13 protein-coding genes are annotated in these 12,450 nt (G+C 35.6%); 7 read left to right on the top strand and 6 right to left on the bottom strand.

Annotated features, from left to right (window positions below; all coding sequences use genetic code 11):
* Positions 1-234 precede the first annotated feature (234 nt).
* Entirely contained in the window at positions 235-1,107 is an 873-nt protein-coding gene (locus tag KPL75_RS18540; protein ID WP_219917280.1) for a Cof-type HAD-IIB family hydrolase, read from the bottom strand.
* A gap of 134 nt (positions 1,108-1,241) precedes the next feature.
* On the opposite strand from KPL75_RS18540, the gene KPL75_RS18535 reads away from it, so the two are divergent.
* The 3 genes from KPL75_RS18535 to KPL75_RS27855 all read left to right on the top strand — a co-directional run bounded on the left by KPL75_RS18535 (position 1,242) and on the right by KPL75_RS27855 (position 3,202).
* A complete protein-coding gene (locus tag KPL75_RS18535; protein WP_219917279.1) occupies positions 1,242-1,856 on the top strand; it encodes a DNA-3-methyladenine glycosylase in 615 nt (204 codons plus the stop codon).
* Positions 1,857-2,094: 238 nt separating this feature from the next.
* A complete protein-coding gene (locus KPL75_RS18530) occupies positions 2,095-2,964 on the top strand; it encodes a cation diffusion facilitator family transporter (RefSeq protein WP_219917278.1) in 870 nt (289 codons plus the stop codon).
* Between the two features lie 154 nt (positions 2,965-3,118).
* On the top strand, positions 3,119-3,202 hold the full coding sequence (locus KPL75_RS27855; RefSeq protein ID WP_375141033.1) for an IS3 family transposase: 84 nt from the start codon (positions 3,119-3,121) through the stop codon (positions 3,200-3,202).
* 39 nt (positions 3,203-3,241) lie between these two features.
* On the opposite strand, the gene alsD is transcribed toward KPL75_RS27855, so the two are convergent.
* Both alsD and alsS read right to left on the bottom strand, forming a co-directional pair.
* Positions 3,242-4,000 (bottom strand): alpha-acetolactate decarboxylase, encoded by a 759-nt coding sequence (gene alsD, locus KPL75_RS18525; protein ID WP_219917277.1) that lies wholly within the window; start codon positions 3,998-4,000, stop codon positions 3,242-3,244.
* Positions 4,001-4,016: 16 nt separating this feature from the next.
* The gene (alsS, locus tag KPL75_RS18520; RefSeq protein WP_219917276.1) at positions 4,017-5,705 is read right to left on the bottom strand and encodes an acetolactate synthase AlsS; all 1,689 of its coding nucleotides are present in this window, start codon (positions 5,703-5,705) and stop codon (positions 4,017-4,019) included.
* A gap of 435 nt (positions 5,706-6,140) precedes the next feature.
* On the opposite strand from alsS, the gene KPL75_RS18515 reads away from it, so the two are divergent.
* Complete coding sequence (locus KPL75_RS18515) at positions 6,141-6,701, top strand: HAAS signaling domain-containing protein (RefSeq protein WP_219917275.1); 561 nt, start codon at positions 6,141-6,143, stop codon at positions 6,699-6,701.
* 21 nt (positions 6,702-6,722) lie between these two features.
* Positions 6,723-7,343 carry an NDxxF motif lipoprotein gene (locus KPL75_RS18510; RefSeq protein ID WP_219917274.1) on the top strand — a complete coding sequence of 207 codons (621 nt, stop codon included), beginning with the start codon at positions 6,723-6,725 and terminating at the stop codon, positions 7,341-7,343.
* A 161-nt stretch (positions 7,344-7,504) separates the two neighbouring features.
* Here the strand turns inward: KPL75_RS18510 and KPL75_RS18505 are convergent, their stop codons facing one another.
* The gene (locus KPL75_RS18505) at positions 7,505-7,858 is read right to left on the bottom strand and encodes a YlbF/YmcA family competence regulator (protein WP_219917273.1); all 354 of its coding nucleotides are present in this window, start codon (positions 7,856-7,858) and stop codon (positions 7,505-7,507) included.
* A 122-nt stretch (positions 7,859-7,980) separates the two neighbouring features.
* On the bottom strand, positions 7,981-9,126 hold the full coding sequence (locus KPL75_RS18500; protein WP_219917272.1) for a DUF445 domain-containing protein: 1,146 nt from the start codon (positions 9,124-9,126) through the stop codon (positions 7,981-7,983).
* Positions 9,127-9,251: 125 nt separating this feature from the next.
* On the opposite strand from KPL75_RS18500, the gene KPL75_RS18495 reads away from it, so the two are divergent.
* Positions 9,252-10,304, top strand: coding sequence for a YheC/YheD family protein (locus KPL75_RS18495; RefSeq protein WP_219917271.1), 1,053 nt, complete (start codon positions 9,252-9,254; stop codon positions 10,302-10,304).
* Between the two features lie 19 nt (positions 10,305-10,323).
* Positions 10,324-11,784, top strand: a complete 1,461-nt coding sequence (locus KPL75_RS18490) for a YheC/YheD family endospore coat-associated protein (RefSeq protein ID WP_219917270.1) — start codon at positions 10,324-10,326, stop codon at positions 11,782-11,784.
* Between the two features lie 142 nt (positions 11,785-11,926).
* Here KPL75_RS18490 and KPL75_RS18485 read toward each other — a convergent pair whose 3' ends face one another.
* Positions 11,927-12,172, bottom strand: a complete 246-nt coding sequence (locus tag KPL75_RS18485; protein WP_219921128.1) for a hypothetical protein — start codon at positions 12,170-12,172, stop codon at positions 11,927-11,929.
* Positions 12,173-12,450 lie beyond the last annotated feature (278 nt).

The raw sequence follows: 12,450 nt of genomic DNA, 5'->3' as shown, positions 1-12,450 counted from the left end.
AGCACTTTTGCTTATGGGAGCTCAATGAAATTAACCTGAAGAATATTTCATGTGGTGTAACTGTTTTGGCAACATCATCCACTCTACAACAGTTTTCTAAAGTATTCAAGTTAATTGTATGTATTTCAGACACAATTCACCACCTGAAACGCTTTCATTTTTCATTGGAATATAAATTTAAGTTTTTTAAATCAGGTCGACAAAAAAACGTAGCCAAAAGGCTACGTTTTTCTTTCATCGTTTCGGTGTATGTTTATGATTCTTTAAAAAAGGAAGCGGGAATTGCTTACGAAAATGCTCTTTAATCATATACTCTACGCCGTTCTCAGTATTAGAACGTGTAATCCAGTCTGCGGCTTGCTTTAACTCTACAGGAGCGTTCCCCATTGCTACCCCAAGCCCAACATTTTCAATTACCTCTAAGTCTTCTATGCTATCTCCAATCGCAACCATTTCACTAAGGTTAATATTTAAATGCTCCCCAAGTAATTGTAAACCACGTAGTTTTGATACATTTTGAGGGAGAATTTCTATATGCCTCGCATCACACTCGATGTACTCTACATCTTGAAATGCCTTTCTTAACGTATTCATCCCTCTTTCTTTTTCACCTTTCGTATGGAAAACGACATCAATTTTTGGCGCTGCTACCGGATGATCACGCAGTGCATCTCCTAAAGAATCTACAAATTGAACCGGATAAAATAATGGATCTGCGCTTGATAATACAGTACGCGCAATTAAGTTTGGTGTATTTCTCTCACGATTCCCAATTGAAAATCGTTCATGAGAAATGCGAACATTACAATCAAAATGCTCTAACACTTGCACGATATTAAAGGTTTTCTCTTCAGATAATCTCCTTTGAACGAACGGCTTATCTAACGTTGCTGAAACGAAAGCTCCACCGTGTGTAACTAATATAGAATCTAATTTTAACGCCTTCGCTATTTTATAAGCAGATTGAAAATTGCGCCTCGTAAACAATGTAACGTATACATCTTTTCTTTTCACAAATTCAATTGTCTCCCGTAACCCTTTAGCAATTCTTCCGTTGTTGTATAGTAGTGTCCCATCTATATTAAGAGCTAGTAAGCGATAAATCATGTCGCACTCCCCCTCTTCGCTGTTGTACTCTATCCATAATTTATGAAATAAATGTAGTAAATAGAACGAGTTAGAATTACTACTTAAAATTTGGTTTACTATATACATATACAACTCGCAAAGGAGATAGTACAATGCAGGCACCACCTTCTTTTTATGAAGACGATACGTTAGAGGTCGCAAAGAAGTTACTTGGACATAAACTCGTTCATATTGTAGACGGCATAAAGCGAAGCGGAATTATTGTAGAAGTAGAAGCATACAAAGGTCCAGATGATAAGGCCGCTCATAGTTATGGAGGAAGACGGACTAATCGAACAGAAGTAATGTTCGGTGCACCAGGACATGCTTACGTATATTTAATTTACGGTATGTATCATTGCTTTAACGTAATTACAGCACCAATCGGCACCCCGCAAGGAGTTCTTATTCGTGCTCTTGAACCTGTAGACGGAATCGAAGACATGACACTAGCGCGCTACAACAAAACTAACATTACGAAAGCTCAGTATAAAAGCTTAACAAATGGCCCCGGAAAACTATGCCGCGCACTCGGAATCACTTTAGAAGAGCGCGGCGTATCATTACAAAGTGATACGTTACATATTGAACTCGTTCCAGAAGAAGAACATATGTCATCACAAAATAAAATAACGGCAGGACCTCGTATTAACATCGACTATGCAGAAGAAGCTGTGCATTATCCGTGGCGTTTTTATTATGAGGGGCATCCGTTTGTTTCAAAATAAAAAGGGGAGCTTAAATGATAGGCTCCCCTATAGTAAACAATACAAAGAAAGCACATTAATCTGTTCACTAATGAATAATCATATTTTTTTGATTAATAACCAACTATGCCCAAGGGAAACATATTGAAATGCTTTCAAATTTCATTGTCCTTTACAAAAAGGTTGCTATAGACCCACTGTATTTTGAACTGATAACATAAAAAAGGTAAATTATAAGAGCTAGGAGGAACATATAAAAATGAATTCATCCAAAGTAGCCTTTTTATCAGTATTAAGTAATTCTTTTGTTGTTGTTTTAAAAGTTGTTGTTGGTATATTTACTGGTTCAGTAGCCATTCTTTCCGAGGCTATTCATTCCTCATTAGATTTATTAGCTTCAATCATCGCTTTCTTTTCTGTCCGAATTTCGAATAAACCAGCTGATAAAATACACCCCTATGGACATGGAAAAATAGAAAATATTTCTGGAACTATTGAAACATTACTAATTTTTGTAGCTGGTTTTTGGATCATTTATGAATGTATTCTTAAATTAATACATCCTGAACCAATTAAACTTCCATTTTTAGGAATATTCGTGATGTTGATAGGAGCATCCATCAATTTTGTAGTATCACGAATTGTTAACAAAACTGCTAAAAAAACAAATTCTATTGCAATGAAATCTAATGCACTACATTTACTCACAGATGTTTATACTTCATTGGGTGTTGCAATTAGCTTATTTCTAGTTAGCTTAACTGAATGGTATTTTCTAGACCCAATTATTGGGATAATTTTAGCTGTTTATATTATGTTTGAAGCTTACAAATTAATGAAAGAATCCTTCCCTCCACTAGTTGATGCACGCTTATTACCCGCAGAAGAAGAAAAAATCATAAAAATTATTGAATCTTATAAAGATGAATATATTGAATTTCATGATTTTCGCACAAGACGTTCAGGCCCAACTGAATACGTAGATTTTCATCTTGTCGTTTCATCTCACTACAACATTGAAACAGCACATAGATTATGTGATCGAATTGAAGAAAATATTATAAAACAATTTGAACGTGCTCATATAATAATCCATTTGGAACCAGAACATGAAATTTCATTAAAATAAATTAAAAAAATATCAGATGAAAGCAAGTATGTCTTGAAGGAGAAGCGATTGGGATAATGCTTGTATAGAAAACTGCTTCAGCCATTTTAAATCAAAGTGTTTTCATTTATACTCTTCTCTGTAAAGCCGATGAGGTTAAACTTGCCCTGCGCAAATATATATACTTTACAATCAACAAAGATTCCAAAAGAAATTAAATAACCTGAGTCCATATAAATATAGACCTCAGGTTGTTTAATTGTGCTGTTTAAATACTATCTACTTAACAGAGGTCCTTTTACTCCGCGCCTTCCGCGGTCGCGATATCACTTTCTAAGTTTTCTCTTGATAATTCAGCTGCCATAAAATCAGCTGTTTCCGGAAGTGCTAAATGCATATGAGCTTTTTGACAAATTTGGATCGTACAGTTTTCTACAACATAATCGAAAACATGTCCGCCCCCGCGAATTTCATCATCAATATAATGTAAGTGGAACCCCGCTACACCAATACCTTGCGCGTAATCTGGTGTCCAAAATCCAGCTAGCGTACCTTCTGTATTTTTAAATGAAAAAATCGGTTGTGATTTCGTCACTTCAACGAGCGGCGTATACGGTTTTTCTTGTCTCGGAACAGTTCTCGTTCTTACTTCACGGAACGTGCCGTCCATTCGAATCGCATAAAATAAGTTTTTACTTGGCATTAATTCATGTAATAATGCTTCCACTTCTTCACGATTCATTGGACGCTCTACCGTATAACTCATTTCTTTTTCAAAAAATGTTACAGTCGCAAACGGCGTTGTTTCTTCCGGTTCTACTTTTTCTGCTGAACCGTCTGAACGTAAATGATAAAATTCATTATCAAATGCGATCATTTCACCATCTAATTGATCAAATGTACCGATGCCGAAATCCCCGCGCTCTTTCAATTCTTCAAAGCTAATAACACCATCGTATATACCATCTAATAACGCAAGCATCGTTGAAGTTTGATATACTTCATTATTCGTTTTCGTTCTTTTCGCATCAATATCAATTACTTGTGCAACACTCATCTCACTCACGCCCATCTTAATTTAATTGATTTGGTAATAGTTTTTCACTTAACTTAATGTTGTCACGGTAATCGATTGGAATATCAACAATGACAGGGCCTTCTGCTTCTAACGCTTCTCTCAATACACCTTCTAATTCGTCTGGTGTATTAACACGAAGACCTATTGCACCGAAACTTTCTGCATATTTCACAAGATCAACATCGCCAAACTCTGTAGCTGATGTTCTGCCGTATTTCATCATTTGTTGGAACGCAACCATATCATATGTACCGTCTCTCCAAACGAGATGTACAACCGGTGCATTTAAACGTACCGCTGTTTCTAACTCCATTGAAGAGAATAAGAAACCGCCATCACCTGACACGGAAACAACTTTTTTGCCCGGTTCAACTAAAGTAGCGGCAATTGCCCAAGGTAGTGCAACACCTAACGTTTGCATACCGTTACTAAATAATAGTCTACGTGGTTCATAAGAACGGAAACATCTCGCCATCCAAATAGAATGGGAACCGATGTCACACGTAACCGTTGTATCGTCACCAATTAAAGAACGCAGTGTACGGATGACTTGAAGTGGATGAGTAACACCTTCTGAAGCACGATTTGGAACTTCCGCTTGTTCTGATAATTTCGCGCGCAATCGTTCTAAAATTTCTTCTGATTCCGTAGATAGTACAAGTTTTGGTAATTCTTTCGCAATGCTATTTACAGTTAAAGCGATATCACCAATTAATTCACGCTCTGGTTGGTAATCATGATCGATATCTGCTTGATGATCATCAAGATGAATAATCGTTCTGTCCCCAAGTTTATTCCAGAATTTCGGATCATACTCAATTGGGTCATAACCGATAGAAATAACAAGATCCGCTTCTTCTAGTAAAATATCACCTGGTTGGTTACGGAATAATCCAACGCGACCAAAGAAATGATCTTCTAACTCACGTGAAATTGCTCCAGCTGCTTGATATGTTTCAACGACAGGAAGCTCTGTATCCGCAATTAATTCACGAACCGCTTTCGTTACTTCATTCGTGCTCGCTCTCATACCGAGTAAAATAACTGGTAATTTCGCTGCTTTTATTTTTTCTACTACATATGTAATATCCTGTGTGGGAGCGATTCCAAGTTGTGGCTTAGAAAGCGCACCGATAGACTCTACAGTCGTTTCCGCAGTCATAACGTCTTGCGGAAGACTTACTAAAGTTGCTCCTGGATTTGTGGAAGTAGCACTTCGAAATGCATTTATCAGTGCTTCTGGCACATTATCAGGATGCTCTACTTCTACGCTATATTTTGTGATTGGTTCGAATAGTGCAGCATTATCCATAGATTGGTGCGTACGTTTTAATCGATCAGTACGCGGAACTGCACCAGCTAAAGCAACAACGGGATCACTCTCCGCATTCGCAGTAACAAGACCTGTCGCCAAATTTGATGTCCCTGGTCCTGAAGTTACAAGACACACGCCTGGTTTCCCTGTTAATCTACCAATAGCAGCTGCCATAAATGCTGCGTTTTGTTCATGACGACAAACAATTAACTCTGGTCCTCTTTCTTGCAGCACATCAAATACAGAGTCAATCTTCGCTCCTGGAATACCGAAAACATGTGTAACACCTTGTTTAATTAAACAATCAACAACAAGATCTGCTCCTCTTGTTTTTGTTTTCACGTCGTTTGCTTTTACACCTGTACTCAAACTAATCATCCCTTTATTTCATAATGTGTGTAATAAAGATTTTTATTTTGTATACTTCACCACATTAATTAACATAGTGTAATATATCTCGTTTATCATTATAGTACAAATACATTATTTTTCCAACTCTATGAATTTGACAGTATTTTGACAATCATTAGGGAATACGCTTACAATCTTTTGTTTATCTTAAAATACCATTCTGATATCCTCCTCTAGAAACATATAAAAAGACGTTTATCTATTCTGGTATTAACAATATTACAGTACCTTGCAAAGAATACTAGAAAATGGTATATTTGTAAATAATTAAATAACCATTAATTGGAATCAGTATGTACCCATTTCAAAAATGCAGAAAGGTTATGCTATTTACTCAAAAACAGATAAGATTCCCAGGTGTAATTAATCATTTTATAAAGGAAAGTGATTGAAATGGACAAAAGTGAATTTTTAAAACAACTTAGTTCTTCTCTACGGAATATGCCTAATTCAGAAAGACAAGATATTATCTCGGAATACGAAACTCATTTTATTAGCGGTAAACAGGACGGAAAATCTGAAGAAGAAATTTCTAAAAAGCTAGGAAACCCTAAAACTATCGCTAAAGAACTTAATGTTACATATGCAATAAGCAACGCTGACAAGAAACGAAGCCTCAAAAATATTATAACAGCAATATTTTCTGTTATGAGCTTAAGTGTTTTAAACTTTATATTTATCATTATCGCCTTTTTCTTATTACTCTTTCTATTACCGATTCTTCTAGCACTTATAATTGCCACACCATTGTTAATCATTTCACCTATTTTATTACTAGGATTAGGATTTTTTAAAGGATTTCATCAAATCAGTTATTCAGATGTATATAGTGTGTTCATAGCTTTTTGCATCGGTTTACTAATTTCTGTGATATCTTACCAAATGATAAAACATGTATACTCAATTTTAGTAAAGTATTTAAAGTGGAATTTTGCCATTTTACAAAGATATTAATGAATGAAAAAGGAGATTAAAATGAAGAAATATACTTTATATCCACTCATACTGCTTACTCTTTTATTTATATCAGCTTGTTCACACAGTGCACAATCTAATGATACGAACAATAAACAATCCGATAAATTTGACGATGTACAATCTATTAAAGATGTTACTATTAAAATTCCAGAAAATATATTTAACTCTCAAAAAAAGAACGAAAATATTAATGAAGACGAAATGAAACAAAATGTAAAAAATTATTTAGATTATAGCGGAGAGTTATTTGAAAACACCGTTCCCCTTTCATCAGCCATGTCTGACGAGAATGTCACTGAATCCGACCGAGAGAAATTAAAAAAACTAATAGATTTAGCGAAACAAAATGATGCGAATTTCCATGATTTTATTAGTAACAATACTATACCTGATGATTACAAAAAGCCTTCGAAAGAAATCTATGAATTTATTTCATCGTCTACAGCACTTTCAGTAGAGCTAGATCAAGAAATAGAAAAAATCGCTCAAGATGGTAACTTATTTAAGGCCGATTTTTCTTTTACAAAGCGCTTTGAGAAAGTTAATGGTAGAAAGCAAAAAGAGATTGAAAAGTTTTTGAAGGAAAAGAATATTGAAACTGAGTATTTCAACAAATGATGAAATATTCAAAAATTGTAGAATCTATCATAAGCCCATTCAAAATAGTCACTAAAAAAGACTGTTTTGAATGAGCTTTTTTGCGAAAGGACTATCAAAATGCAATTCATCCATTTCCTAAACAAAAAGACGCCCCTATATTCTAGGAGCGTCTTCCATCATTACGCTTGTTGCGCGCTATATAATTCTTCAAGTGGCTGCATAATGATTTTGTTAACGTCAGTGATAACGATATTTAAACGTTGCTCAGTTTCCATTAACTTTGTGATTTTAACATCTTGTTGAATGCGAGCTACAACTTCTTGCGCTTTTTGGTTATCTTCTTCAGTGATTTCTTGACCTTGCATCATTTTTTGTTGTAGGCCAAGTTGCATTGTACGGAACTCTTCAAATAAGTTCTTTGAAGCTGCATCTCCTTGTACTGCTGCGTAGCTTGCTTTTAATGTTTGGAAATCTTCGTTTTCAGCGATTGCTTTTTGTAATTCATATGCAACATCATGAATGTTTTTTGTCATTTTATTTTTCCTCCTTTAGAAGGCTAGCGCTTTTCGCTCGCACTGCCTTTTAAGTGCTTTTTATCCGCACCTCTTCTTACCATATCAAACTATGCAAGAGATGTGAAGAAATTTCACTTTTATTACTTAAGGAACAAGAGCAACAAGCCTTGCATAAATCCAATCGTTCCTCCTAATAATGCCCCTAAATATGTAATCATCTTCAACTCATTTTTTGTAATAGATAGTACAAGATCTTCTAGTCTTTCTGTAGAAAATGTAGACACTTCTTGCTGTACGATTTCCGCAAGGTGTAGATTTTTCAATATACTCCCGACGTTTTCTGTCCCCCACTGCAATCCTTTCTGCATCAGGCCAGGGACCAACTTTTCAATGATTGTTTCTCGAACCGGCTCACATACTTGCTGAACAGACTGATTTAAAAATTTACTCACTCTTTCCTCAACTTTAACTGCTGACAGGATAGAGCTTACAATCATTTCTTGTTCTACAAACGTTTCTAATTCTTTTACATCTCTTCCTTTTAACTTTTCCCACTCTTTTTGCAGTACATCACTTAAAATCTGCTTCGTACCATCTTGACCTAAAAACTTAATTACTTCCGGCTGCACACGATCCACTACACTTACATTTCCTAAAAACATCCCGACTAAGTTAAGCAGTGTTCCTCTAGAAGCAAAGAAATCATCAATCATTTTTGAAAGACGTGCTTTTCCTTCTTCACTTTCAAAAAAGCGAATTCCTCGCTCTAAAATAAACGCCGAGACATTCGGAATCGCATGCTCTACTTTTTCATGAACAGAATGAGGCAATGCTTGTTCCCATGTATATGTATAATACTCTGCTAAAAATGCATGAATTTTTTCTGTAATAACATGTTCGATTTTTTGAGTCGCCTCTTCTTCGACATGTGTTAAACTCCATTTTTCTAACATATCCCGTAACGATTGTTCATTCGTAATTACTTTCTCAACTTCAACTTGCGCCCAGCGGATTAAACCGGCTTGAAACTCTTCGTTTGTTAGTTTCTTTCCGATTCCTTCTGGTGTTAACAAATGGTCTACAACCATTTTTCCTAATTGAACAGCAAGCTCATCACGGCGCTTCGGAATTAACCCTGGCGTAAATGGAACTTGAAACTTCCCAATATATATAGGACGATGAGGACGAAATAACATTTTTATTGCTAAATGATTTGTGTACCCTCCAATAATTGCCCCGAGTCCTGTCGTTGTTAACATATTCAACCATATATTCATCACAATCAACCTTTCACTTCTCCAAAACTATAGCATATCATCATACGGACAAAAGTATAATGGTATAAAAACGTATTTGCAATATATAGCTTCGCCTATTATGCAAACATCCTGTTAATAAAGGAGTGATTTCGTTGGTTCTTGGTCTTTTAACTTCCGGGCTCCATCACGAGCAAACGTATTACACCGAAATCGCTAAGCGTGCTCGTCTTTATCATAACGTCGTTGCTCAATTCACACCGTTTAGCATTGATTCAAAGACAGATCTTATTTCCGGTCTTATTTACGATACAGATACAGGAAATTGGATAAATCAAACCTTTCCCATTCCTTCATATATATATGATCGTTGTCATTTCAAAGAGGATGAGGAATTCCAACAAGCAAATGCGATTATTCACTCATTACACAAACGTTCTTCCACTACTTTTTTAAACAACACGCTTATTAATCCAAACGATTTGCACAATCTTTTTCTTACTAATAAACGTCTTTCTCCTTACGTACCAAAAATAAAAAAAGGGACAGTACAAGGAATTTTTAAATTACTACTAGAAACAAGAGATATCATTATAAGACCAATCAATATACATTCCAATGAAAATTTATATCGGGCCACTTACAAAAATAAAACATTTCATATCGATACAATAAATGAACAGCATCATACTTCTACTCAATTCAAACGGACAGATGAATTTATATCATGGTGCAAATTTCACATACACGCATCCCGTTATATGATTCATCCAATGTTACAACCTCCAAATCAACTATCATATCCAATTCATATTCGAACCATTATGCAAAAAAATAAAGAACAGAATTGGGAAGTACTCGGTCAATTTATACAAAAGGATACCTTCCCTACACAATTTTTACTTTCAGCAACAGAACGTTCTATGTTACATCCATTTCCTAAAATTAAATATTTACTTTCTTCAACTGGCGTTCAATTATTGAAAGATGCTTTACATGACGTTGTAACTGAAGTTTTTAAAACACTTGATCAGTCCTATTCTTCATTATTTGAATTAGAGCTTTCTACCATTATGGATCACAAAGGTGCCATTTGGCTTATGTACGTCAATACAATGCCGTCATACGAAATTTACACCAAGTACAACGACCAGTTAGCTGAACAAATTTTTCATGGTCCATTAAAGTTTAGCCGATTTACACCATAACGAAAGGAGGAAATCCCCGTTGAAAGAGCACATATATACATTACGTATTTCAGATGAGAATCCAAATAGTATTACTTTACCTTACGTTTTTTCTATTACACCACCAATTACATCACTTTCCTTTGGCTTACGTTATATTACATGTGAGAATATTAAAATTCATTATTCATTCACTCGAGAAATCATTATTGGAGAACAAATTGCAGCTAAACTTTTACTACCGCATTCAGCAACAATCGATGCCTTCATACAAAATCAAACCATTGTTTTCGGTCCATTAATCGGGATTTTCACAACTGGATTTAACGATGATTCTAATTCTCCTTTAGGAAACCGTTCCCTCTCTCTCGGTGAGCTACTAACACCACCATTCACATTGCAGCCATTTGTATTTGTCTTTGGCATTCAACATATAGACTGGGAAGAGGAAACAATTGAAGGGTACTTCTATCAAGAAGAGAAATGGGTGAAAAACAAAGTCCCTTTACCAAATGTCATTTACGACCGTTTACCAAATCGCCAATCAGAAAATTACAAACCTATCGTAAGAGCAAAGAAACGATTAGAAAGCGACTATGCAATCCCGTGGTTTAATCCAGGATTTTTTAACAAATGGGAAGTCCATCAACTTTTAATAAAAGAAGATCCGATTAAACCATTCTTACCAAAAACAGAGGCATTTCAACATTTTGAACAAGTAGAACGACTCCTTGGTACGTATAAATATATTTATATGAAACCGATACATGGTAGCTTCGGAAGAAATATTCATCAAATACTCTATTCTCAAACGGAGAATTGCTACTATTGTCGTTATCGTGAAAATGACCAAAATAAACTAAGAAAGTATCAATCATTAGAAACACTTCTGAACCATGTATTAAAAGGACATGATTTAAAGAAATTTATCGTCCAACAAGGTATCTCACTACTCCGCTTCGAAGGGCAACCCGTAGATTTTCGCATTCATACAAATAAAAACCATTTTGGTAATTGGGTAGTCAGTGCAATCGTCGCAAAAATCGCCGGCAAAGGTAGCTTAACAACTCATGTAAATAGCGGTGGTGATACGAAATTACTTCAGGAACTGTTTCCTGATTCAACAAAGCAAGTTCAAATTGAAAATAAACTAAAACAAACAGCCTTACAAATCAGTTACGCACTCGACCAACAAGTAACCGGGAACATTGGAGAAATTGGTTTTGACATTGGTTTAGACACCGCGGAAAATCCGTGGCTATTTGAAGCAAATTCTAAACCGGGGCGAACTGTATTCCAAGATGAAAAGTTAAAAGAACAAAGTGAACTTACGCGCCAATTATTTTATGAATATGCCATCTATTTAACTGAACATTCTTTGTGCGGTCCGAAAGAAAAAACATCTCAAATACAATCAAATCCTGCACCTGACACCGGAAGTATCCCGTCCCCTATGATTAACTCACAAATACAAAAACAAAAACTTCCACCTCACTCATAAGGTGGAAGTTTTCTATTTATCCTGCTATTTACGGGCAGTAAGACTCCCGCCTCAAAATTCGGAGAATGCGAGGAAGTTAGGTGAGAGTCGGGCTAATAATCAGTGGGGGATGAACAAAACCCCCACTGATTAAAGTTTCACTTTATACAAACTTCACTACAACTTCCGTTTCCACATTACATACTCCGCAATAAAAAATATGATTGCAGTAATCATTTGAATTATTATGTGTTAGACCATCTACCGCACTTAATAAGTCCTGATCCATATATGCACTGTAATCATCTATGTAATCTACAGCTTTCCCATAATCTTGGAGTATTCCTTGGCAATTTTGACAAGAATATGTTTGTGATTCTAGTGCGTTGCAAAGCGGACAAATTCCCATCATGATTCCTCCATACGTTATCGTTTAAAACAATTAAAAAGCCTCTTTTTTAGATTGAAGAGAGCATCTATCCGCGCATAGGAGCGGTTAGTTTCTTTTTCTGCCCCATCTCAGGTTAAAACAGATATACGAAGTTGATACCATTTTCATTTTTGTTTCTCTAATCTGTTTAATAACATCAAGCTGAAAAAACGTCTAGCCATGCATAGGAGCGGTTAGTTTCTTTTTCTGCCCCCTCCTGGGTTAAAACAGGACTATGCAGTTGCTGCCGATTTAAT

Source organism: Bacillus sp. NP247 (genome assembly GCF_018966865.1).
Classification (GTDB): domain Bacteria; phylum Bacillota; class Bacilli; order Bacillales; family Bacillaceae_G; genus Bacillus_A.
This window is presented reverse-complemented; position numbering and strand designations above follow the sequence as displayed.